This window comes from Micromonospora okii, from assembly GCF_020884795.1.
Classification (GTDB): Bacteria; Actinomycetota; Actinomycetes; order Mycobacteriales; family Micromonosporaceae; genus Micromonospora; species Micromonospora okii.
Map to the genome: position 1 here is coordinate 280,672 of NZ_BBZF01000015.1, position 21,765 is coordinate 302,436.

A 21,765-nucleotide genomic window follows, 5' to 3' on the forward strand; every position below is an offset into this window, starting at 1 on the left:
GGCACCGTTTTCCCGTGGCAACCGCCGGGCGCTTCCCCGCCGGGGCCTTGCCCGCCGTGGCGGGCTTTGGTCGACTTGGCGGATGGCTGAGCACATGGACCCCGAGGAGTTCCGCCGGGCCGGGCACGCGGTGGTCGACTGGATCGCCGACTACTGGGCGACGCTCGACCAGCGCCCCGTCGCCTCGACGGAACCGCCGGGGTCGCTGGCCGCCGCGCTGCCCGCCGGCCCGAGCGCACACGGCGAGCCGGTGGAGGCGGTGCTGGCCGATCTGGGCTCCCTGGTCGCGCCGAGGCTCACCCACTGGCAGCACCCCGGCTTCTTCGGCTACTTCCCGGCCAACACCTCCGGCCCGAGCGTCCTGGGCGACCTGGTCAGCTCGGGGCTCGGCGTGCAGGGGATGCTCTGGGCCACCAGCCCGGCCTGCACGGAGCTGGAGACGGTGATGATGGACTGGCTGGCGGGGCTGCTCGACCTGCCGCAGCGGTTCCGCTCCACGGGCGCCGGTGGCGGGGTGATCCAGGACTCGGCCTCCTCGGCGACCCTGGTGGCCACCCTCGCGGCGCTGCACCGGGCCGGCGGGGGCCGGTGGCGCGAGGCCGGGATCGACCGCCGTTACCGCGTGTACGCCTCCACCGAGGGCCACTCGTCGATCGAGAAGGCGGCCCGGATCGCCGGCCTCGGCCGCGACGGGGTGCGGACGGTCGACGTCGACCCGGAGACCCTGGCCATGCGCCCCGACGCGCTGCGCGCGGCGATCCGGGCGGACGTGGCGGCCGGTGACGTGCCGGCGATCGTGGTCGCGACGATCGGCACCACGTCCACCACCGCCGTCGACCCGCTGTCGGACATCGGCGCGATCTGCGCGGAGCATGGCGTCTGGCTGCACGTCGACGCCGCGTACGCGGGGGCGGCGGCGGTCTGCCCCGAGCTGCGCTGGTCGCACGTCGGCCTGGAGTACGCCGACTCGTACTGCTTCGACCCGCACAAGTGGCTGCTCACCGGCTTCGACTGCGACGCGTTCTGGGTGGCCGACCGGCGCGAGCTGGTGGAGGCGCTGACGGTGCTGCCGGAGTACCTGCGCAACGCGGCGACCGAGGCCGGCGCGGTGGTCGACTACCGGGACTGGCAGGTGCCGCTGGGCCGCCGGTTCCGCGCCCTGAAGCTGTGGTTCGTGCTGCGCTGGTACGGGGTCGAGGGGCTGCGGGCGCACATCCGGGGGCACGTGGCGCTCGCCGACCGGTTCGCCGCCCGGGTCCGCGCCGACGACCGGTTCGTCCTCGCCGCGCCGCACCCCTTCTCGCTGGTCTGCTTCCGGCTCGCCGCCGGTGACGAGGCCAGCGCTGAGCTGCTGTCCCGGGTCAACGCCACCGGCCGGGTGCTGCTCACCCACACCCGGGTCGCCGGCCGGTACACGCTGCGCCTGGCGATCGGCTCGCCGCTGACGACCCGGGAGCACGTGGACGGGGCGTGGGAGCTGCTCGCCGAGACCGCCGGGACGGTGCTGACCGGGCTGCAGTGATCACACGCCGCGCCCGGGTGCCGGGGCCTCGGGGCGTTCACCGTCGACGCTTTGGAGCTGAGTCGTCCACGACATCGGGAACGCCCGGCCGGATGACACCGGGCGTGGACGTTCAGACCAGGACGGGAACGTCGGCGGCCTCGACCGTGGCACGGGCGCGGCGGGTGCGGCGCAGCGCGCGGACGGCCAGGACGACGGCGACGACCCAGCCGGCGGCGAGCACGCCGTAGACCGCCCACCGCGCGCCGCCGGGCAGGCCCCCGGCCTCGGTCAGGGTGCGGGCGTTGGTCAGCACGATCACGCCGCCGATGGTGGCCCCGAGGAGCTGGGCCGGGACGATGCGGACGAGCCAGGCGGCGACGGGGGCGGCGATCAGGCCGCCGGCGAGCAGCGCGAGGACGGTGGGCAGCAGGAAGCCCTCCGTGCCGAGGCCGATCAGGAAGCCGAGGCTGGCCGCGCCCGCCACCACGAACTCGGCGGTGTCGACGGAGCCGATGACCTTGCGGGGCTCCATCCGGCCGGAGACCAGCAGCGCCGGGGTGGCCACCGGGCCCCATCCCCCGCCGCCGGTGGCGTCGACGAAGCCGGCGACCAGGCCGAGCGGGCCGAGGAAGCGGCCGCGCAGCCGCCCGGCCGCCCGGTTGGCGCGCAGCGGCCGGGAGAAGCGCACCAGCAGGTACGCGCCGAGGGTGAACAGGATCGCGGCCATCCAGGGCGCGGCGGCCTCGGTGGAGATCGAGCTGAGGAAGGTGGCGCCGGCGAAGGCGCCGAGCGCGCCGGGGACGGCGATGCGGGCGACCACCCGCCAGTCGACGTTGCCGAACCGCCAGTGGGCCACCCCGGCGGCGAGCGTGGTGCCGATCTCGGCGAGGTGCACCGAGGCGGACGCGGCGGCCGGCGCGACGCCGGCGACCAGCAGCAGGGTGGACGAGGTCAGCCCGTAGGCCATACCGAGTGAGCCGTCGACGAGTTGCGCGACGAGCCCGACCAGGGCGAGGACCAACAGCTTGCGCACGAGCGCCCCCTACTTTTCGGCATCTCCTATCGACTTGGTCGACAATGCGGCACGAGGACCCCCCGGGTCAAGCCCCTATCGGTTGGTGGGACGCGCCGCACGGCCGGTGCGGCGGGACGGGATCGGGCCCGTCAGATCCAGGCGTCGGGGTCGGCGGCCAGCTCGCGGATCCGATCGGGCAGCGTCCCGTTGGCCACGTCGGCGACGGTGACCAGCTCGAGGATCTCCCGTTCGCTGGCGCGCAGCGCGATCCACACGTCCTGCAACGCCCGGGCGGCGCCCAGGTAGCCGAGCTGCTCGGGGCGCTGGCCCCGCACGTGCGCCAGCGGCCCGTCGATGACCCGGATCACCTCGGCGAGGGAGATGTCGGCCGCCGCCCGGGCCAGCCAGTAGCCGCCCTCGGGGCCGCGCTGGGCGTGCACGATCCCGCCCCGGCGCAGTTGCAGCAGGATGCTCTCCAGGAACTTCGGGGGGATCTCCTGGGCCTTGGCGATCTGTTCGGCGGTAACCGGGCGGGGCCGCCCGGCCCCGGTGCCGTCGCCGACGGCCGCGAGTTCGGCGGCCGCGCGAAGGGCATAGTCGACCCGGGCGGAGAGACGCATACGGCCAGGTTAGTCGGCCCGTCGACCGGCCGGACCGCCGCCCCTCGGCCGAACGGTCGAGCCGGTGTCGTCCGTGCCGCCGATCGGGCGAGCCCCCCACCGTGGCGCGGTCGTGGCACCATACCCGGCATGACACCGTTGGGTCCGCGTGATCCGGACCGGGCGGGCGCCTACGAGCTGCTGGGTCGGCTCGGCGCGGGCGGCCAGGGCGTCGTCTACCTGGGCCGCGACCACCGGGGCGGGCTGGCCGCGGTCAAGATGCTCAACCTGGAGCTGCACCACAACCCGCGCGCCAAGCGGCAGTTCGCCAAGGAGATCGACGCCGCCCGGCGGGTGTCCCCGTTCTGCACCGCGCAGATCCTCTTCGCCGACGTGGACAGCGACCCGCCGTACGTGGTGAGCGAGTACATCGACGGCCCGAGCCTGCAACGGCACGTCGAGGAGCACGGCCCGATCGGCGGCAACGCCCTGCACCGGCTGGCCGTGGGCACCGCCACCGCGCTCGCGGCGATCCACCAGGCCGACGTGGTGCACTGCGACCTCAAGCCCGACAACGTCGTGCTCGGCGCGGACGGGCCCCGGGTCATCGACTTCGGCATCGCCCGGGCCCTCGACGCCACCGAGACGATGACCAGCAGGATCATGGGCACCGCCCCGTACATGGCGCCGGAGCGGTTCCGCGACGAGGAGATCGGCCCGGCGAGCGACGTGTTCGCGTGGGCGGCGACCATCGCGTTCGCCGCGACGGGCCGGCCGCCGTTCGGCACCGGCGCGGTCGTGGCGGTGATGATGCGGGTGCTGCACGACCCGCCGGACCTGGCGGGGCTGCCCGGCCCGCTGGTCGAGCTGGTCGGGCGCTGCCTGGACAAGGACCACCGGGCCCGGCCGGCGGCCCCGCAGGTCCTGCTGCGGCTGCTGGGGCACGCCCCGCAGGCCGGCGCGCCGGTGCCGATCCAGGCGGCGCTGCGGGCGGGCACCGACGCGGCGGCCACCCACCCGGTCGCCGGCCGGCCGACGACCGGCGCGACGGCGGCAGCCCCGGCGTCGCCGGCTGCGACCGTCCCGGCGTCGCCGGCTGCGCCCGTCCCGACGGCACCCGGTGCGACCGTCCCGGCGGCGTCGGCCGCGACGGTGGTGGGCGGGCCGCGCGGGGCCGCGCGGGAGACCTGGCCGCGGCGGCTGCGCCGGGAGTACGCCGACGCGTGGGGCGTCTCGGCGGCCATCTTCCTCGGCGCGGTCGGCGGGGCCGCCGGGTACGTCGCGTCGGCCGCCGCAGGCACCGCCGCCGCCGTCGGGGCAGTGACCTTCGTCGTGGTCTACGGTGTCCGTCTGGTGATCGCCACCGCGCTTCCCGGCCGTGCCGCGCCGCACGCCCCCGCCCCGGCCGATCCGGCGACCGGGCGGGGCGGCCCGCCGCCGCGCCCCGGCGCCTGAACCCGCCGCACCCGCACAGGAGGAACCCGATGGGCACCGGTCAGACTTCCGCCCGGCCGTGGCTGCCGTACACGGCGGCCGTGGTCGCCGGGCTCGCGGTCATCGCCGCGGCGTACGTGATCGTGCGACCGGGCGCGGACCGCTCCGGCTGCGTGCCGCTGGAGGTCAGCTCCTCGACCGAGAAGGACGTCCTCCTCGGGCAGCTCGCCGCGCGGTACAACGCCGCCGACCGGCGCTTCGGCGGGCGCTGCGCCCAGGTGAGCGTGCACGGGCTGAACTCGGGCGAGGCGATGGAGGCGCTGGCCTCGGGGAGCTGGGCCGGCCTGCAGCCGACGACCCCGGCGCCGCAGGTGTGGCTGCCGACGTCGTCGCTGTGGACGGGGCGGCTGCGCCTGCTCGACGAGCAGGTCGGGCGGCCGGCGCAGACCCCCGGGCCGTACCGGTCGATCGCCAACAGCCCGCTGGTCATCGCCATGCCGAAGGACAAGGCTGAGCTGGTGCGCGGGCGCGGCCCGCTCGGCTGGGCGGAGATCCTCGGGCTCTCCGGGGACGCGGGCTGGGCGGCGTTCGGCCGGCCCGAGTGGGGCCGGTTCACCTTCGGCAAGGACAACCCGAACCTGTCCACCTCGGGGCTCGCGGCGACGGTCGCCACCTACTACGCGGCCGTGCGGCGCTCCAGCGACCTGGTCACCGAGGACCTCGCCAGGCCGGCGGTGACGCAGTTCGTCCGCCGCATCGAGGCGAACGTGTCGCACTACAGCGACGACTCGGTGGACCTGCTGCGCGACCTCGCCGAGGCGGACCTGGGCGGCGACGGCGACGCCCGGGGCACCGACATGAGCGCGGTCGTGGTCCAGGAGGAGCTGGTCTACCAGTACAACCAGGGGCAGCTCAGCCCCACCCCGGGCGTGAAGCCCCGGGTGCCGCTGGTCGCGGTGCGCCCGAAGGAGGGCACGTTCAACCTCGACCACCCGTACGTGGTGCTGCCCTCGGCCGACGCCGGGCAGCGCGAGGCCGCGCAGGACTTTCTCACCTTCCTCCAGGAGGCCCCGCAGCAGCGCGCCTTCGCCGAGATCGGCTTCCGCGACCACGAGCGTCGGCCCTCGGACGCGCTGGTCGCCGCGGTGGGGGGCGACTCCGGTGGGGAGGCCGTCTACTTCGACCCGCCCGCCCCGGAGGTGGTCGACGCGATCCTCGCCGGGTGGGGCACGCTGCGCAAGAAGGCGAACATCCTGCTCGCCGTGGACACCTCCGGCTCGATGCGGGCCGCCGTGGGCGGCCGGACCCGGTTCCAGGTGGCGACCACCGCCGCCGACAAGGGCGTCGGCCTGCTCAACTCCGCCGACCGGGTGGCGCTGTGGTCGTTCTCCTCGGAGACGCCGCAGCGGCCGGGCCGGCCGTACAGCGAGGAGGTGCCGCTCGGGCCGTACGACCGGGCGGTCTTCCGGCGCAAGCTCACCGGGCTGCGCGTGGCGGGCGACACCGCCCTGTACGCGACGGTCCGGGCCGCTCACCGGCACCTGCTCGACAACTACGACCCGGACCGGATCAACGCGGTCGTGGTGCTCACCGACGGCAAGAACGACTACCCGAAGGACCGCGACCTGGGGCGGCTGCTCGACGACATCGCCCTGGACCCCCGGCGGCCGGTGAAGGTCTTCTGCGTCGCCTTCGACCAGGAGTCCGACCTCGCCGCCCTGGACCGGATCGCCAGGGCCAGCGCCGGCAAGGCGTTCGACGCCACGGACCCGGCGACGATCGACGAGGCGTTCGTGAAGCTGGTCAGCAGCTTCTGATCAGTCGCCGACCCGGCGCAGCAGGCCCTCCTGCACGGCGCTGGCGACGTGCCGGCCGTCGGTGGTGAACATCCGGCCGGTGGCCAGCCCGCGCGCGCCGGAGGCGGACGGGCTCCAGCAGTCGTAGAGGAACCACTCGTCGGCGCGGAACGGGCGGTGGAACCACAGCGCGTGGTCGAGGCTCGCGCCGACGACGCCGCCGGGCCCCCACACCTCGCCGTGCACCGACAGGACCGAGTCGAGCAGGGTCAGGTCGGAGGCGTAGGTGAGGGCGCAGGCGTGCAGCAGCGGGTCGTCGGGGAGCTTGCCGTCGAAGCGCATCCAGACCCGCTGGTGCGGCTCGGCGGGGCGGTCGCCGGGGCGCACCCAGCCGGGCTCGCCGACGTAGCGCACGTCGATCGGGCGGGGGACCTGCCCCCAGATGCCCAGCCGCTCCGGGTAGCGGGCCAACCGGTCGGCCATGGTGGGTACGTCGTCCGGGCCGGGCACGTCCGGCGGGAGGGGGGCGTGGTGGTCCAGCCCCTCCTCCGCGCGCTGGAACGACGCCGACATGAAGAAGATCGGCTTGTCGTGTTGCAGGGCCACCGCGCGACGCACGGAGAACGAGCGCCCGTCGCGGACGTTCTCGACCTCGTAGTGGATCGGCTCGGAGGCGTCGCCGGGGCGGACGAAGTAGCCGTGCAGCGAGTGGACGAACCGCTCCGGGTCGACGGTGCGCCCGGCGGCGACCAGGGCCTGGCCGGCGACCTGGCCGCCGTACACCCGCTGGGGACCGACCGGGGGGCTGATCCCCCGGAAGGTCGTCCCACCGAGGTGTTCGAGGTCGAGGACGCCGAGCAACTGGTCGACGGCCGCCTGGCCGACGGCCACCTCGTCGCTCACTGCAGCGCCCGCGCCGACGCCGCGTCCACCAGTGAGCCGAGCTGGTGCACGCGCAGGGTGTTGGTGGAGCCGGGGGTGCCGGGCGGGCTGCCGGCCACGATCACCACGTAGTCGCCGGGGTTGGCCCGGTCGAGGCCGAGCAGCGCCTGGTCGACCTGGCGGAACATCTCGTCGGTGTGCTCGACGAACGGCATGAGGAAGGTCTCCACGCCCCAGGAGAGGGCGAGCTGGCTGCGCACCTCGGGCACCGGGGTGAAGGCCAGCAGCGGCAGGTCGCAGTGCAGCCGGCTCAGCCGCCGGACGGTGTCGCCGGTCTGCGAGAAGGCCACCATCGCCTTCGCGCCGATGGCGCGGGCGATCGACGAGGCGGCGATGGTCAGCGCGCCGCCGTGGGTGCGCGGGTCGTGCTGCAACCGGGGCACGCCGATGGAGCCGGCCTCGGTGGTGGTGACGATCTTCGCCATCGTGCTGACGGTGAGCACCGGGTACTTGCCGACGCTGGTCTCGCCCGAGAGCATCACCGCGTCCGCGCCGTCGAGCACCGCGTTGGCCACGTCGGAGGCCTCGGCGCGGGTCGGCCGCGAATTCTCGATCATGGAGTCGAGCATCTGGGTGGCCACGATGACCGGCTTGGCGTTCTCCCGGCAGAGCTGCACGGCGCGCTTCTGCACCAGGGGCACCTGGTCCAGCGGCAGCTCGACGCCGAGGTCGCCGCGGGCGACCATGACGCCGTCGAAGGCCAGCACGATGGCCTCCAGGTGGTCGACCGCCTCCGGCTTCTCCACCTTCGCCAGCACGGGCCGGCGCACGCCCACCTCGTCCATGATCGCGTGGACGAGCTTGATGTCCTCCGCCGAGCGGACGAAGGAGAGCGCGATCATGTCGGCGCCCAGGCCGAGGGCGAAGCGCAGGTCCTCGGCATCCTTCTCCGACAGGGCGGGGACGCTGACCGCCACGTTGGGCAGCGAGACGCCCTTGTTGTTGGAGACCGGGCCGCCCTCGGTGACGAGGCAGCGGATGTCGTTGCCGACCACGTCGCTCACCTCGACGGCCACCCGGCCGTCGTCGATGAGCAGCCGGTCACCGGCCTTGACCTCCTGCGGGAGCTTGCGGTAGGTGCAGGAGACGCGCTCCTTCGTGCCGACGACCTCGTCGCCGGTGATCACCACGGAGTCGCCGGTGCGCCACTCGTGCGGCCCGTCGGCGAAGCGGCCGAGCCGGATCTTCGGGCCCTGGAGGTCGGCGAGCACGGCCACCGGCTGGCCGGCGGCGTCGGATGCCTCGCGGACCAGCCGGTAGACCGCCTCGTGGTCGGTGTGGCTGCCGTGGCTGAAGTTGAGCCTCGCCACGTTCATGCCGGCCTCGACGAGCCCCCGGATGCGCTCCGGGGACGAGGTGGCGGGGCCAAGGGTGCAGACGATCTTCGCGCGGCGTGTCACGCCCATCAGGCTAGTCTCTCCTCCGGGTCGCGCTGCTGGCCGACCCCTTACGAACTGCGGAACTGTTGTCCGACGACGCGCCGCGCCCGCGCCGGCGGCGGGTGCGACCGCACCGGAATCGTCGTCCGGAGTCGTCGTTGTGGGCGGGCATCGGCGACCGCGCGCCCGGAATCGTACCGCCCGGCGTCACCCCCCGTGGGCGCGCTCCCCGCCCCCCACGGACGACGGTAGCAGCGGCCGGCCGGCGACCGCCGTCACGATGACGACACCCCCTGCGGTCCCGCCCGGCGCGCGACCACGCGCCGTGAGCCGGCGGACGCGAAGGGCCACCCGCCCCTTCCCCCTGGGTGACCGGACCACTACCTTCTGAGGGATTCTCACACCCGTCGATCGGGGGTTGCGTGGAGGAGTTCGACTACGTCGTCGTGGGCGCGGGCGCGGCCGGCTGCGTGCTGGCCAACCGGCTCAGCGAGGACCCGGGCACCCGGGTGCTGCTGATCGAGGCGGGCGGCTGGGACAACAGCCCGTTCGTCCGCATCCCCAAGGGGTTCAGCAGGCTGATGGACGACCGGCGCACCGCCTGGCACTACCCGGCGGAGGCGGGGCCGACCCGGCGGGAGGTGTGGCAGCGCGGCCGGATGGTCGGTGGGTCCAGCTCGATCAACGGCATGGTCTACGGCCGGGGCGACCGGGTCGACTACGACGAGCTGGAGCGACTCGGCAACCCCGGCTGGGGGTGGGACACCATGCTGCCGATCTTCAAGCGGCTGGAGGACCACCCGCTGGGCGCCTCCGAGGTGCGCGGCGCGGGCGGGCCGCTGCTGCTGTCGTCGGCGACCGGCACCGACGAGCTCTGCGAGGACGTGATCGCCGCCGGGGAGGCGCTGGGCTGGCGGCGGGCCGACGACCTGAACGCCGACGACGACGAGCGCATCGGCTACCTCACGGCGACCATCCGGGACGGCCGCCGGGTCAGCGCCGCCGACGCGTTCCTGCACCCGGTGCGGAGCCGACCCAACCTGACCGTCGCCGTGGACACGGTGGTGCGGCGGGTCCTCGTCCGGGCGGGCCGGGCGATCGGGGTGCGGGCCCGCAGCCGGGGGCGCACGGTCGACTACGCCGCCGCGGCCGAGGTCGTCCTCGCCGCCGGGGCCATCGCCACCCCGCACCTGTTGCAGCTCTCCGGCATCGGGCCCGCCGACACGCTGCGCCGGGCCGGCGTCGACGTGCTGCTCGACCGCCCCCGCGTCGGACGCGGGCTGCGCGAGCACCGGTCGATGCGGGCGCAGTTCCGGCTGCGGCGGCCCGGCGGCTACAACCACATGCTGGGCAGCCTGGTCGGGCAGGGGCTGGCGGCGCTGCGGTACGCGCTGACCCGGTGCGGCCCGCTGAGCCTGCCGGTGCACGACGTCGGCGCGCACATCCGCTCCACCCCCGACGCCGAGCGCCCCGACGCCCAGTTGCTGGTCGCGCCCTTCTCGGCGGCGCCGCCGAGGCCCGGCCGGGCACTGGAGCTGGAGACGGAGCCGGGAATGATGGGGCTGTGCACGGTGACCCGGCCGGACAGCGAGGGCAGCCTGGCGATCACCTCCGCCGACCCGCTCGCCCCGCCCCGGATCGTCGCCAACTACCTCGACACCGCCCACGACCGGCGGGTCGCCGTGGACGCCTTCCGCCGGCTGCGGGAGCTCTTCGCCACCGCGCCGATCGCCGGGCGGATCGCCGCCGAGACCGTGCCCGGCCCGGACGTGCGCGGCGAGCGGGAGCTCGTGGAGGCGGCGCTGGAGCTGGGCTACTGCGGCTACCACGCGGTCGGCACCGCCGCGATGGGCTCCGGCGACGACCACGTGGTCGACCCCGCGCTGCGGGTGCGCGGGGTGCACGGGCTGCGGGTGGCGGACGCCTCCGTGCTGCCGGTGCTGGTCTCCGGCTACCTCAACGCCCCGGTGATGGCGCTGGCCTGGCGGGCGGCCGACCTGATCCTGGGCCGGGCGGCGCAGCCGCGCGGTGTCGGACGGGCGGCGTAGCGTCCCCGGGATGGGAACGAGCTACCAGAGCATCCTGGCCCTCGGCGAGCTGGCCACCGTGCGCGCGGCGGTGGCGGACGCCGGCCGGGAGGCGTACGTGACGGCGGTCGGGCCGGAGCGGTGGGCGGTCGTGCCGCGCGAGGAGGACGAGATCGGCTACGCCGAGGTCGACAGCCTCGCCGAGCTGATCAGCGTGGCGACGGGCGAGCCGGCGGCGACCTTCGAGGTGTTCGACTCCGACGTCATGTCGGCCACCGTCTACGTCGCGGGCGAGCCGGCGCACCAGTACGTCTCCGACCGCTCCTGGGTCACGCAGTACTGGGACGACGACGACAACGAGTTCTGGGCCGGCTTCGACGGCACGCTGCACCCGGTGGACGGCCCGCTGCCGCCGCCCGGCCCGTCCGGGGCCGACCCGGCGGCGTTCGCGGCGCTGGGCGTGGGCGAGGTCGACCCGCACCGCCTCGGGGCGGCGCTGCGTGGCGAGGTGCCGCTCGACGACGCGCCCCGGCTGTTCGCCGAGTGCCAGCACGCCGAGATCCTCGCCGCGCTGGGCGTGGACCCGTGCCCGCTGACCCGGCCGTTCCGGGCCGCCCACCTCGACCACGCGCCCCTGCACGTGCGGCCCTGACCCGGTGTCCCCGGCCACAGCCGGGGCCGGCGGACGTTGCGGGTGGCGATCCGGGGGAAAGGCACGGTGGGGCGGCGGCTCCGCCGCCCGCGACGCGCAGGGATGGGAGTTCGGCTGATGGGCAACGACGCTGGCGGGCGGCCCGCGAAGGCGTCCGGGACGTACCGGATCGGCGGTGACCTCCAGGTGGACCGGCTCGGCTACGGGGCGATGCAGCTCACCGGGCCGGGCGTGTGGGGCGACCCGAAGGACCCGGCCGAGGCGGTGCGGGTGCTGCGTCGGGCGTACGAGCTGGGGGTGACGTTCATCGACACCGCCGACTCGTACGGGCCGTTCGTGTCGGAGCTGCTGATCAGGGAGGCGCTGCACCCGTACGCCGACGACCTGGTCATCGCGACCAAGGTCGGGCTGACCCGCTCGGGCCCGGGCGACTGGCGGCCGGTCGGCCGGCCGGAGTACCTGCGCCAGCAGTGCGAGCTGAGCCTGCGCCACCTCGGCCTGGACGCCATTGCGCTGTACCAGTTGCACCGCATCGACCCCCAGGTGCCGCTGGCCGACCAGCTCGGCGAGCTGGCGCTGCTGCGGCAGGAGGGCAAGATCCGGCACATCGGGCTCTCCGAGGTGACCGTGGAGCAGATCGAGGCGGCCCGCGAGATCGTGCCGATCGCGTCGGTGCAGAACCTCTACAACCTCGCCGACCGCAGCGCCGAGGCCGTGCTGGAGCACTGCGAGCGCAACGACCTGGCGTTCATCCCGTGGTTCCCGATCGCCACGGGCAACCTGGCGAAGCCGGGCGGCCCGCTGGACGCGATCTCCACCGAGCACGGCGCGACGCCCGCGCAGCTCGCGCTCGCCTGGCTGCTGCGGCGCTCGCCGGTCGTGCTCCCCATCCCGGGTACGTCGTCGGTGGCGCACCTGGAGGAGAACGTCGCCGCCGCCGAGGTGCGGCTCACCGACGACGAGTACGAGGCGCTCGCGAGGGCCGCCTGAGCGCGGTCCGGGCGGGCGGGCCGGGGCGACCCGCCCCCTCGCGGCGGCTCGACGGGGCCCACGGGCGGGGGCGGGGTCGCTAGCCTGCCGTGGGTGGGGCGCAGGGGGCGCCCCGCGAGGGCGAGGAGGCGACGGGATGGCCGCACCGGGTGCAGACGAGTCGATCGAGGAGAGCCCGGTCGGCTGGGTGGCCGAGCACGTCCGGCGCTACCTGGCGACCGACGGGGCGGAGGGGGCCGAGTTCAACGGCTACGACGCGCTCCTGGTCACCACGCGGGGCCGCCGCTCCGGCAAGCTGCGGCGGACCGCGCTGATCTACGGCCGGGACGGCGACCGGGTGCTGCTGGTCGCGTCCAACGGGGGCGCGGCGGCGCACCCGAACTGGTACCTGAACCTCAGCGCCGACCCGGAGGTGGAGATCCAGATCGGCGCCGAGCGGTTCCGGGGCCGGGCCCGGACGGCCTCCGGGCAGGAGCGGGCCCGGCTCTGGGAGCTGATGACGAAGGTCTTTCCCCCGTACGCCGAGTACCAGCGGAAGACCGCCCGGGAGATCCCCGTCGTGGTGGTCGAGCGCGCGTGATCGCCTCCAGGCCGGTGGCACGGGGGTGATCCCGCGACGGGGATGTCCCCATGCCACCGACATGTGAGCGCGCTGGGGCCGGCCCCTCAGGCCGCAGGGCCGGCGTCGCCCTCGGCGGCCGGCGGGAGCGCCCGGTCGGGGTCCTCCCCCGGCGGCAGCGCCCCGTCGCCGTCCTCCCCGGGCGGCAGCGGGCGGCCGGTGCGGGTGGCGTCCTCCGCCGCCCGCCGGAACGCCCGGTTGGCCTGGTCGATCAGCGCGGTGGCGTCCGTGCGGCCGTTGACCTGCAACTCCACCTCGACGTCGCCCGCCTGCACGCGGACGCTGACCTCGGTGCGCTGCTGGTCGACCCAGCTCTGGAGCAGGTTGAACAGCCCCGGCAGCAGCGCCTGGGCCACCACCGCGATGATCACCGCGTCGCTGAACCCGGGCCGGCCGCCGCTGCGACCGCCGCCCGCCTCCCGCACCGACGCGCGCAGCTCCGGGCGCTGGTGGAGCCAGGCCAGCAGCGGCACCCGGACAGGCGCGGCGGCGCGCGGTGTCAGCACCAGCCGCACCGGCTGCCGCGCCCCGGTCGAGGTCTCGGTCACGTGGTTGCTCTCCTTCACTCGTCGCCGGGCTGGAACGTGATCCGGCCGTCGGCCACCGTCAGGACGCCGCCGACCGTGAAGGTGTCGTTGACCGTGAACGGGGTGGTGCCGCCGAAGTAGCCGGTCGTGGTGCCGGTCGCCTGAAGCGCCCCCTGCTTCTCGTACGACGTCGACACCCGGGCCGTGGCGGGCCCGGTCAGCTCCAGCTCGATGTCCGGGTACGTGGTGATCTTCCAGGCGATCTTCTTCACCGTGTCGCCGTTGTAGTAGCGGAAGGGGCACCCGGCCGGGGCGGCCACCTTCTGCGCCGCGCACGCGTCGAGGTACCGGCGCACCTCCGCCTCGGCCGCCGCCCGCGCGGCGGACGTCAGGGTCGGCTCCAGCCGCACGTCGCCCACGCTGTCCTGCCCGGGGAGGACGGCGACGGTCTGCGCCGGGGTCTCGGCGAGCGCGTTGCTCTGCCCGCCCACCGTGTAGAGGCCGGGCAGCAGCGGCACGCTCTCCCCCGTTCCCTCCGGGGCCGCCGCCACGGCCACCCCGTTGATCGTCAGCCCCTCCTGCCCGGCGAGGATTCCCAGCGCGGCCGGGCCGGCGGTGATCCGCCAGCGGTGGAAGAGGCCGAGGGTCGCCGACTCCTCCCGCCGCAGCGGCAGGTCGGCCTTCACCTCCTGGCCGGCGAGGGTGAAGGTGACCCTGGCGACCGCCTCGTCGCCGTCGCGCTCGATCGAGGTCACGTCCACGTCGCCGGGCGGCTGGTAGCCCTTCCCACGGACCAGCGCGGCGAGCCGGTCCACGTCCCCGGCGGCGGGGCGCGCCGCCGGGCTCAGCAGCTCCACGGCCTCGCGGGCGTCGCGGTCGGCCAGCGCCGCGAAGTACCCGTCGACCGCCTCCGCCGGCCGGAACAGCGCCCACTGCGTCACCCCGAGCAGGGTGCCGCCGAGGCCGCAGGCCAGCGCGAGCACGCCGGCCACCAGCACGGCGCGCGGGGAGGCGACCGTTCCCGGCCCCCGGAAGAGACCCTCGGCGGTCACCGGGGCGCGCCCCGGCGCACCCTCGCCGACCGGCGCGGTCAGCAGCTCCAGCCGTTCCAGCCGCAGCTCCGAGGCGGGGTGGGTGGCGCAGACCGCCGCGTCCCAGCCGCTGCGGCCGACCTCGAAGGACCTGTCCCGCTCCAGCATGTCCCGCATCCCCCGGGCGTGCCCGGCGAGCACGGCGCCGGCGTCGGCGCGGTACTCGGCGGCCCGCACGTCGCGGGAGTGCAGCGGCAGCACCGCGTACTTCATGGTGAGCAGCACGGGCCAGAAGAAGAGGAACACCACGAAGTTGGTGGCCGGGTGCGGGAAGGCCCGCATCAGCCACGTCGGCACCGCGTGCACCAGCACCAGCGGCAGCGCCACCCCGCGCACGAACGCGCTGGTCACCTCGTCGCCGGTGCGCCAGTGCACCAGCTCGTGGCTGAGCAGCGCCGCGACGTCCTCGTCGGACTCGGCGAGCAGGCTGGTGTTCACCACCACGTGCCGGGCGTACGCGCGGGCGTTGGTGGGCATCGGGCCGTCCTCGATGAGCAGCCGGGGCACGTTGGGCAGGTCGAGGGCGCGCGCGCAGTCGTACAGGATGGGTCGGAGCCGTTCGGCCTCGCGGCGGCTGAGCCGGCGGGCCCCCGAGACGGTCAGCAGCCACGGCTCCCACAGGAGCCGGTAGAGGGTGTAGAGCACGCCGATCAGCGCGGCGGCCACCACCATCCCGGCGAGGCCGGTGAACAGGTTCGCCGGCTCGTCGAACGCGGCTCGCCACGGGTAGACCAGCACCACCAGGAAGCCGAGCAGGAAGCCGATCGCGAAGCCGGCGAAGCCGCCGAGCACCCCGCCGGAGCGGTCGATGAAGGCGTCGAGCAGCGTGCCCACCAGCGGCGCGTCCCGCAGCGCCTCCGGCACCGCGTCGCCGGCCTGGCTGCCGCCGGCGACCAGGCCGTAGGCGGCGAGACTGATGCCGCCCCAGACCGCCATGAGCAGGGCGACGGGTACGTAGAACCAGGTGGCCAGGAACGCGCCGAGCACCCCGCGCCAGTCGCGCAGGACGCCGGCGCGCAGCCAGACGAGGGCGCTCGGATAGCCGAGCGGACGGTTGGCGAAGCTCTGCCCGAGGCGGGACCGGTCGCCGGGCGGGGCGGCCGGCTCGGGGCCGGCGGGTGTGTCGGTGGTGGCGGGTATGTCGGTGGCGGCGGGTCCGATCTGGGGGTCGTGGTCCGGGTCGCGCACGGCGGCTCCTCGAATCAGCCGCCACCGGGGAGGGTGGCGAATCGTACGGCTCTGGGCACGGCGGATCGGACGGGCGGCGGGGCCGACCGTCTTGAGGAAATGGCGTAGGCGTGATGAATGGCGTCGGTCCCGTTCCCGGGATTCGATGCGGGAGGACATTACCCGCCCTGAATGGATCTCGCCAACAGCCTTTCGGGCCGCACGTCGCGACTGACGTGAAGAGGACAAACGCGAATCGTGGAAGTTCCATGGGCACCATCAGACCCGGTTCTTTGCGTCTCCTACGGATTCGGGGTGGGCTTACCGGCCGGTCGTCTCGGCCGTCCGGACGGCCGGCGGGGCAGGGTCAGCGCGGAGGGGGCCAGCACCCGCAGCCCGTCCGGTCGCACGAAGATCGACCGGCGGGCCACCGCCTCGCCCCGGGCGTCGACCTCGTACCCGTCGAGCCAGACCCAGCCGTGGTACGTGTGCCAGTCGGTGTGCACGCGGATCAGCCGGAAGAAGATCGGCCGGAGAAACTGGACGCTCGCCGCCCGGGTCACGTGCAACAGCGTCCCCGCCCGCAGGTCGGTCACGGCAGCCAGCCGAGGAAGCGACGGCGCAGGGTCGCGGCCGGGGCCCAGCTCATGTCCCGACTGGCGGCGGCGAGGTACGACCGCATGAGGCCCGCCAGGGCGATCGGCGCGGAGGCGTACTCGGCGCGCAGCTCCGCTCGGCGGGCGGAGCAGGGCCAGGGGGCGGAGCAGCCGGCGCAGATCCAGATGGGCAGGACGGGGCCGTGCTCCGTCACCCCTCCTCCCCCGGCCAGTGGCCCCGACTGATCGGGATTCTGTGCCGGTGCCGGCAGGGCAGCTCGCTCCCGCACCTGCAGACGTACCGCCACTTGCCCCACGACCACACCGGCCGGTGCCGCCCGGCCAGCGTCATCGCGGTGACGAGCAGGTATTCCTTGAAGGACACTCTTCGCCGCATGGGGCCACGATGCGCGCTCCCAAAGTGGTCAGTTGGCAATAGCCGATCGAACAGTAGGCATTCAACTACGTTGGGGTTCATGGAGCGTGGCCAGGGGCTGCTGATGGGGCCCTACGAGATCGCAGAGCGCCTGGGTGTCTCGCGGCAGCGGTTCCAGCAGCTCACCCGGCATCCCACCTTCCCGAAGCCCTACCAGGAGCTACGCGGCATGAAGGTGTGGCTGGCCGAGGACATCGAGGCGTGGATCAAGGAGCACCGCCCACCCCGCCCGACCGAGGACGACTCCCCCGAGTAGGTCTACGGCTCCCCCGACAACCGTGCTTCGACAGCGGCTGTCGCGCTCCGGGCGATCGGCCCGGTCGGCATCATCCGCATCGCCCAGGTCGGGACATGGCCTTCGCGGTCGAGCCCGTCGTACTCATCGCCCTTCGCCCGGCAGGTGCACCGCGCCGGGCCCGCAATCCCGTCGACGCGCGCATGCGGCGACTCAGATCCGCAAGTGCTACGCGATAGCGGCGATGTCGCCGTCGTCAAAATAGATCGCTTGGTGGAGGCGCCCACCGAGCGCGGCAGCGTAGCGGGCGAGGACATCCCGTCCGGAGACCTTGCCCTGCTCGATTTGAGAGACGCGACCCTTGGTAACGCCCATCCGGTCGGCGACCTGCTGCTGAGTCAGGCCGCGGGCGCGGCGCAACTCGGCGAGACGGTGCCCGACCACGCTGGCGAGCAGTTCCTGCTTGCCAGCCTCGACAGCCTGTTCGCCGCCGGCTCGTTCGACATGCTCGGCGCGGATGTCCTTCCAACGCATGTGACTGCTGCTCATGACTGGCGGCTCCTTTCCTTTAGCGGTGTTTCGCCACCCAGCATGAGCCCACGAGGCCGACGGTCGGCATCCGCTCATTTTTCGTTGTCCCCGCGCAGACGGAGCGCTTGCTCGGCGATCAGGCTGGAGAGCTTGCCCGTCGCCGTTTTGGCCAGGTCGAGGGTCACGTTGCCGAAGCGCATGGCGGCTTCGACGCCCTCTGCTCCTGTCTCGATCGCCTTGTCCCTCACTTCCATCGCCGCCTCCGTCCATCGCCTCGCCTCCGGCGACTGTTGAGCGCGCTCGATTCCGACCCGCCCGTGGAAGTCGACGATGGCGGCCGAGATCAGGTTGCTCGACTGCACGACGGCCGGGGCATCGAACGGATGCATCAGCACCTCGGCGTTGGCCTTGCCGGCAGCCGCATCCATACGGGCCATCAGGCGTTCGGTGCACCGCGAGATAAGTTCCAGCCGGTTCTTCCGGGCCGTCTTCAGCCCGAGGCGGTGCCCGTCCAACTCGTCCGGAGACATGTCCAGCACCCGGTCGAGTTCAAGCACGGCGACCGCGTCTTGCAACTGGAAGCAGCGGGCCAGAACAGCGAGCCACTCGCGTGCCGTGGACTCTGCCTCCTTGGCCGCCTTGGCGAGATCACCGATCCCGGTCTTGCGCTCCAACTTCTCCGCGAGTGCGTCGAGCTGACGCAACGCGTACGCCTGGGTGTCTGCGATCGTCGTCGGGGCGCCCTGCACCTTCGACCATGTGACCTCGTCGACCCGCCCCTTCTTCGCCTCGCGGACGGTCATGACCTCCTCGATGACGAGGCCCACTCCGCCCATGCGGGCCAGCACAGCGTCCTTCTGGGCGCGGAGCACATCGTCGACCTTCTCCTCGATTCTGGCGAGATAGTCGGTGATCTCCTCCATGGCCTGTTGCATCGCAACCTGCGCCATGATCCCCGCAGCACCAGCCAGAATCGCCGGGTTACCCGCGATCGGTCCGGGCACCTTCGCGATTTGGAGCCATGACTTGATCGAGCCCGGCTGCCCCACCATCGCATGACTGACACCGGGGGTCTTGCTCGGCATCAGCCCAAATTTTTGAACCCGCTCCGCGGACTCCTTGGTCAGCTTTACCCAGCGGCCCGAGTTGGCGGCAACCTCGGAAGCTGCTTGTGCGACCGCAGCTCCCGCGCCGAGAGCAGGCCGGAGCCTTTGCAGTCCGAGGTCCTTCGCCGGCAGCCCCTCAGAGACGAGGAAGAGTTCGACAGCCATCGGATCGCCGATGACCGCCAGCCCATCGCCGTCGCTGATGAGCTGAACCTCGTTATTCACTATCGGCTCCTGGCACAGGGGCTCCGAGGGCTTCGGCGATGGCGGCAAACTCACGCAGCGCCGCCTGAAGGTCCTCGACGATCTCCTGCGCGATGACCTCCGGTGGGAGCAGCGCGTCGGCGTCCTCCAGGGAGGCGTCCTTGAGCCAGGTGATGTCGAGGTTCACCTTGTCGCGGACAATTAGCTCGTCGTACGTGAACGCCTTGAACCGCTCAGTCTCCTCCCGCTTCGACCGGTCCTCGCCCGGCAGGTAGCAGTCCACGAAGTCCTGGAGGTGCTCGCGGCGCAGCGGGTTCTGCTTGAGTGTGAAGTGCTGGTTCGTGCGGAAGTCGTACACCCAGAGCTTTTGGGTCCACGGCTCCTCGCGGGCGCGCTTGCGCTCGAAGAACAGCACGTTGGCCTTCACGCCGCCCGCGTAGAAGATGCCGGTGGGCAGGCGCAGCATGGTGTGCAGGTCATACTGCTTGAGCAGCCGGCGGCGGATCGCCTCGCCCGCGCCGCCCTCGAAGAGCACGTTGTCCGGCAGGACGACCGCCGCCCGCCCGTCGATCTCCAGCAACGAGGCGATGTGCTGGACGAAGTTGAGCTGCTTGTTGGCGGTGGTCGCCCAGAAGTCCGGGCGCTCGATCTCGCGCTCCTCCCGCGTGGCCTTGCCGTCCTTCCCCACCATCCTGATCGAGGAGCTGCGCCCGAACGGCGGGTTGGCGAGGACTAGGCTGACCCGCTGACTCGGCTCCCGGCCGAGCGCGTCTCCCACGGTGATGAGCGATGGGCCGTTCGGGGTGCCGATGCCGTGCAGCAGCATGTTCATGGCTGCCAGGCGCGCCGTGCCGTCGACCAGCTCCGTGCCGGTGATCGCTCCGTTGGCGAGCCGCCTCCGCTGGTCCGGCGTGAGCGCGTCGCCGTGCTCACGCTGTATGTGCTCGAAGGCCGCCAGAAGGAAGCCGCCCGTGCCGCAGGCCGGGTCGGTGATCGTGTCGTCGGGGGTGGGCAGCATGCAGTCGACCATCGCGGCGGTCAGGGCGCGCGGGGTGAAGTATTGCCCCGCGCCGGACTTCGCGTCCTCGGCACCCTTGGCCAGCAGTTCCTCATAGGCGTCGCCCTTGACGTCGACTCCGGCGCTCGACCACTTCTCCTTGTCGATCAGGTCCACGATCAGCCGCTTGAGCTTCGCCGGGTCCTGGATTTTGTTCTGCGCCTTGCGGAAGATGGTGCCGAGGGTGCCACCCTCGCGGGCCAGCCCGGTGAGGATGTGCCGGTACTGCACCTCCAGTGCGTCACCCTCGGCGTCGAGCAGGGTTTGCCAGCTCAGCTCGTCCGGCACGATCTGCTCCGGCCGAAGCCTCCGGTTGGCCCGCTCGTCGGCCATCTTGAGGAACAGCAGATAGGTCAACTGCTCCACGTAGTCGATGGTCGAGACGCCGTCGTCGCGGAGCACATCGCAGTAGTTCCAGAGCTTCTGCACCAGCCGGCGCGAATCCACAGTGCTCACAGCCGCAAAGCCTCCTGCTGGTAGTCGTCGCCGGTCACGCTGGTCGGCGGAGCCGACAGTTCCTTCGCGGTACGCCGAGAGCGCCCCCGCTGCTGCGGGACGCTGGCCGCCCGTTGGGCCTTGATCCGGGCCAGCAACTCCGACGCCGGCTCGTCGTCTGGGTCCTGCGGCACGAGCCTCCCCGCAAACGCCTCAATGAGAAGGCTCCGTTGCAGGCGGACTCCACGCTCGATTAGGAGTCCAAGCATCTCGCCCGAGTAGGTCAATCCAGAAGCAACGGCAGTCCACCGCGCAAGGACCGCATCCTGCTCAATCAAATTAGGCACAGGGAGCACCACCCCTTCCAACATTCGCTGATTAATCTTATATATCCCAGCAGTCGTCCGGGCCATATTTTCAATTTGCCGCCTCACGAAGGATGAGCTCCAGGCAAGCGACAAATAATCAGGCCGAATCTTAAGAACATCCGGGCGAACGCGAATCAAAGTGTCAGGAAATGCGACTGGACTTAACACATCACCAACCAAACCACCACGGCCGACCAAGCGCAGGGAGCCATTTCCACGACTTACCAAGAAATCCCCTTGCCGGACAAGGAACGGCGCAGCCTGAACATCATCCCAATCACCTGATTTTTGTTTTGTCAGATCAATGCCGCCGTCATGCAAGGCGGTCAGCCGGAGGACGGGAAAACCTCCGACACGCGTCGGTACAGAACGGCCATTAATGAGCCGCTCAGCCAATAACGACTTCAGAGGCAACCTCGGAACCCACGAAGCCTCAAGGAGTTGATCCCGCAGGCGATGTGCCAAAGAACCGCCCCTCATGCGAGCAGCACGGAGTCCCTGAACAGCAGCGCTGGCTCGCGAAAGGTGGTCATCGAGCTCAGCGACGATGCGGCACTGCTCAGAGAGCGGCGGAAGCGGCAGAGGAATATCTTCAACCGTACGCGACGACAGATGCTTGACCGTCACTGAAGAAGTTTTATCTCGAATTGCATCTAAATAACCTTGCAACACGAGAACCAGGAAACGTGCGCTATAGAGCTCGGGATTGCGGACAGACAATCTGCAGACACGCTGATTTAATAAGCCTCGGGGACCCTTCCATATCGCCACGCGGAAATCGCCGTCCATCCCGATGAGAATGTGGCCCGGATAGACCAGATAGCACGACTCGTAACCGCCAGCATAGTAGGTACCCGATTCAGCCTTGCCCACATCACGAATTCTAATCAGCGGCAGACCTTCTCCATCTTGGTTGAAGTGCCTCGACGAAAAAGCAGCACCGTTTTGGACGTTGGCGATATCACCCAGGCGAACGCGCTCCCAGGACTCGTGTTTCGATAGCAGCCCGGGATTGAGGCGGGACTCAGCCTCGTCCACGATTTCCTGCACACTTA

Annotated in this window: 21 protein-coding genes; 8 read left to right on the forward strand and 13 right to left on the reverse strand. The window is 72.5% G+C overall.

Annotated features, from left to right (window positions below; all coding sequences use genetic code 11):
* The first annotated feature begins 82 nt into the window (after positions 1-82).
* Positions 83-1,522, forward strand: coding sequence for a pyridoxal-dependent decarboxylase (locus tag LPU43_RS10765; protein ID WP_229400129.1), 1,440 nt, complete (start codon positions 83-85; stop codon positions 1,520-1,522).
* A gap of 112 nt (positions 1,523-1,634) precedes the next feature.
* Here LPU43_RS10765 and LPU43_RS10770 read toward each other — a convergent pair whose 3' ends face one another.
* Positions 1,635-2,537, reverse strand: coding sequence for a sulfite exporter TauE/SafE family protein (locus tag LPU43_RS10770; protein WP_229400130.1), 903 nt, complete (start codon positions 2,535-2,537; stop codon positions 1,635-1,637).
* Between the two features lie 131 nt (positions 2,538-2,668).
* Positions 2,669-3,139, reverse strand: coding sequence for an RrF2 family transcriptional regulator (locus LPU43_RS10775; RefSeq protein ID WP_229400131.1), 471 nt, complete (start codon positions 3,137-3,139; stop codon positions 2,669-2,671).
* Positions 3,140-3,268: 129 nt separating this feature from the next.
* Here LPU43_RS10775 and LPU43_RS10780 point away from each other — a divergent pair, with 129 nt between their 5' ends.
* On the forward strand, positions 3,269-4,573 hold the full coding sequence (locus LPU43_RS10780) for a serine/threonine-protein kinase (RefSeq protein ID WP_229400132.1): 1,305 nt from the start codon (positions 3,269-3,271) through the stop codon (positions 4,571-4,573).
* A 29-nt stretch (positions 4,574-4,602) separates the two neighbouring features.
* The gene (locus LPU43_RS10785) at positions 4,603-6,369 is read left to right on the forward strand and encodes a vWA domain-containing protein (RefSeq protein ID WP_229400133.1); all 1,767 of its coding nucleotides are present in this window, start codon (positions 4,603-4,605) and stop codon (positions 6,367-6,369) included.
* Here the strand turns inward: LPU43_RS10785 and LPU43_RS10790 are convergent, their stop codons facing one another.
* Positions 6,370-7,239, reverse strand: a complete 870-nt coding sequence (locus LPU43_RS10790) for an acyl-CoA thioesterase (protein ID WP_373321692.1) — start codon at positions 7,237-7,239, stop codon at positions 6,370-6,372.
* An 8-nt stretch (positions 7,240-7,247) separates the two neighbouring features.
* On the reverse strand, positions 7,248-8,696 hold the full coding sequence (gene pyk, locus LPU43_RS10795) for a pyruvate kinase (RefSeq protein WP_229400135.1): 1,449 nt from the start codon (positions 8,694-8,696) through the stop codon (positions 7,248-7,250).
* Between the two features lie 395 nt (positions 8,697-9,091).
* Between pyk and LPU43_RS10800 the strand changes: the two genes are divergently transcribed.
* The 4 genes from LPU43_RS10800 (at position 9,092) to LPU43_RS10815 (ending at position 12,918) form a co-directional block, all read left to right on the forward strand.
* On the forward strand, positions 9,092-10,717 hold the full coding sequence (locus LPU43_RS10800) for a GMC family oxidoreductase (protein WP_229400136.1): 1,626 nt from the start codon (positions 9,092-9,094) through the stop codon (positions 10,715-10,717).
* A 10-nt stretch (positions 10,718-10,727) separates the two neighbouring features.
* A complete protein-coding gene (locus LPU43_RS10805) occupies positions 10,728-11,348 on the forward strand; it encodes a hypothetical protein (RefSeq protein WP_229400137.1) in 621 nt (206 codons plus the stop codon).
* Positions 11,349-11,465: 117 nt separating this feature from the next.
* Positions 11,466-12,338 (forward strand): aldo/keto reductase, encoded by an 873-nt coding sequence (locus tag LPU43_RS10810; protein ID WP_229400138.1) that lies wholly within the window; start codon positions 11,466-11,468, stop codon positions 12,336-12,338.
* Positions 12,339-12,474: 136 nt separating this feature from the next.
* Positions 12,475-12,918, forward strand: coding sequence for a nitroreductase family deazaflavin-dependent oxidoreductase (locus tag LPU43_RS10815; protein WP_229400139.1), 444 nt, complete (start codon positions 12,475-12,477; stop codon positions 12,916-12,918).
* A gap of 86 nt (positions 12,919-13,004) precedes the next feature.
* Here the strand turns inward: LPU43_RS10815 and LPU43_RS10820 are convergent, their stop codons facing one another.
* From LPU43_RS10820 to LPU43_RS10840, 5 genes are all read right to left on the reverse strand, one after another.
* Complete coding sequence (locus LPU43_RS10820; RefSeq protein WP_229400140.1) at positions 13,005-13,505, reverse strand: effector-associated constant component EACC1; 501 nt, start codon at positions 13,503-13,505, stop codon at positions 13,005-13,007.
* Between the two features lie 14 nt (positions 13,506-13,519).
* A complete protein-coding gene (locus tag LPU43_RS10825; protein ID WP_229400141.1) occupies positions 13,520-15,763 on the reverse strand; it encodes a M48 family metalloprotease in 2,244 nt (747 codons plus the stop codon).
* A gap of 281 nt (positions 15,764-16,044) precedes the next feature.
* Positions 16,045-16,338, reverse strand: coding sequence for a hypothetical protein (locus LPU43_RS10830; RefSeq protein ID WP_229400142.1), 294 nt, complete (start codon positions 16,336-16,338; stop codon positions 16,045-16,047).
* Positions 16,335-16,553: a hypothetical protein gene (locus LPU43_RS10835; protein WP_229400143.1), complete on the reverse strand. Its 219-nt coding sequence runs from the start codon at positions 16,551-16,553 to the stop codon at positions 16,335-16,337. The genes LPU43_RS10830 and LPU43_RS10835 overlap by 4 nt, the downstream gene beginning before the upstream one ends.
* Positions 16,550-16,735, reverse strand: a complete 186-nt coding sequence (locus LPU43_RS10840; protein WP_229400144.1) for a hypothetical protein — start codon at positions 16,733-16,735, stop codon at positions 16,550-16,552. The genes LPU43_RS10835 and LPU43_RS10840 overlap by 4 nt, the downstream gene beginning before the upstream one ends.
* Positions 16,736-16,814: 79 nt before the next feature.
* Between LPU43_RS10840 and LPU43_RS10845 the strand changes: the two genes are divergently transcribed.
* Positions 16,815-17,030 (forward strand): helix-turn-helix transcriptional regulator, encoded by a 216-nt coding sequence (locus LPU43_RS10845; RefSeq protein WP_229400145.1) that lies wholly within the window; start codon positions 16,815-16,817, stop codon positions 17,028-17,030.
* Positions 17,031-17,237: 207 nt separating this feature from the next.
* Here LPU43_RS10845 and LPU43_RS10850 read toward each other — a convergent pair whose 3' ends face one another.
* The 4 genes from LPU43_RS10850 to LPU43_RS10865 all read right to left on the reverse strand — a co-directional run bounded on the left by LPU43_RS10850 (position 17,238) and on the right by LPU43_RS10865 (position 21,760).
* Positions 17,238-17,558, reverse strand: coding sequence for a helix-turn-helix domain-containing protein (locus LPU43_RS10850; RefSeq protein ID WP_229400146.1), 321 nt, complete (start codon positions 17,556-17,558; stop codon positions 17,238-17,240).
* Positions 17,559-17,632: 74 nt separating this feature from the next.
* Positions 17,633-18,871: a hypothetical protein gene (locus LPU43_RS10855; RefSeq protein ID WP_229400147.1), complete on the reverse strand. Its 1,239-nt coding sequence runs from the start codon at positions 18,869-18,871 to the stop codon at positions 17,633-17,635.
* A complete protein-coding gene (locus LPU43_RS10860) occupies positions 18,864-20,363 on the reverse strand; it encodes a type I restriction-modification system subunit M (protein WP_229400148.1) in 1,500 nt (499 codons plus the stop codon). Before LPU43_RS10860 ends, LPU43_RS10855 begins: the two co-directional genes overlap by 8 nt.
* Positions 20,360-21,760: a restriction endonuclease subunit S gene (locus LPU43_RS10865; protein ID WP_229400149.1), complete on the reverse strand. Its 1,401-nt coding sequence runs from the start codon at positions 21,758-21,760 to the stop codon at positions 20,360-20,362. Before LPU43_RS10865 ends, LPU43_RS10860 begins: the two co-directional genes overlap by 4 nt.
* Positions 21,761-21,765 lie beyond the last annotated feature (5 nt).

Bases quoted from the DNA above. Each gene is read 5' to 3' on its own strand.
- LPU43_RS10765 (WP_229400129.1), top strand. From the start codon at position 83: ATGGCTGAGCACATGGACCCCGAGGAGTTCCGCCGGGCCGGGCACGCG.
- LPU43_RS10775 (WP_229400131.1), bottom strand. From the start codon at position 3,139: ATGCGTCTCTCCGCCCGGGTCGACTATGCCCTTCGCGCGGCCGCCGAA.
- LPU43_RS10780 (WP_229400132.1), top strand. From the start codon at position 3,269: ATGACACCGTTGGGTCCGCGTGATCCGGACCGGGCGGGCGCCTACGAG.
- LPU43_RS10785 (WP_229400133.1), top strand. From the start codon at position 4,603: ATGGGCACCGGTCAGACTTCCGCCCGGCCGTGGCTGCCGTACACGGCG.
- pyk (WP_229400135.1), bottom strand. From the start codon at position 8,696: ATGGGCGTGACACGCCGCGCGAAGATCGTCTGCACCCTTGGCCCCGCC.
- LPU43_RS10805 (WP_229400137.1), top strand. From the start codon at position 10,728: ATGGGAACGAGCTACCAGAGCATCCTGGCCCTCGGCGAGCTGGCCACC.
- LPU43_RS10810 (WP_229400138.1), top strand. From the start codon at position 11,466: ATGGGCAACGACGCTGGCGGGCGGCCCGCGAAGGCGTCCGGGACGTAC.
- LPU43_RS10815 (WP_229400139.1), top strand. From the start codon at position 12,475: ATGGCCGCACCGGGTGCAGACGAGTCGATCGAGGAGAGCCCGGTCGGC.
- LPU43_RS10840 (WP_229400144.1), bottom strand. From the start codon at position 16,735: ATGCGGCGAAGAGTGTCCTTCAAGGAATACCTGCTCGTCACCGCGATG.
- LPU43_RS10845 (WP_229400145.1), top strand. From the start codon at position 16,815: ATGGAGCGTGGCCAGGGGCTGCTGATGGGGCCCTACGAGATCGCAGAG.
- LPU43_RS10850 (WP_229400146.1), bottom strand. From the start codon at position 17,558: ATGAGCAGCAGTCACATGCGTTGGAAGGACATCCGCGCCGAGCATGTC.